Raw genomic sequence first — 281 nt, 5'->3', positions numbered from 1 at the left:
CAGGTCGATGCGGAACACGCCCTCGTCATCTGCCGACAGCGTCACCTGCACTCCCGCCTGGCGATAGAGCGCCATCGGATTTTCGACGACGGGAATTCCGGCGGTGATCTGGTTGCTGGTGAGGTTGATCTCGACCGCCACCTTCTTTTGCGCCATCTCCCTCAACAGCGACGGCAGGTCGTTCTCGAATTCAATGGCGTAACCGTGACCGATGCGGTTGGCGCCCGCGATCTCGACCGAGTCGCGGATGTGGAATCCCAGCTCGGCACGCGGCACCAACC

At 62.3% G+C, this 281-nt stretch carries 1 protein-coding gene; it reads right to left on the bottom strand.

All coding sequences use genetic code 11. The features are described 5' to 3' along the window. The coding region (locus tag P8629_RS11645; protein ID WP_278166291.1) for a hypothetical protein at positions 1-281 on the bottom strand (281 nt) is incomplete at both ends.

Source organism: Hydrogenovibrio sp. 3SP14C1 (assembly GCF_029625905.1).
Classification (GTDB): domain Bacteria; phylum Pseudomonadota; class Gammaproteobacteria; order Thiomicrospirales; family Thiomicrospiraceae; genus Hydrogenovibrio.
Note: the sequence above shows the minus strand (reverse complement) of the source record. Positions and strands in the feature narration are given on the sequence as shown.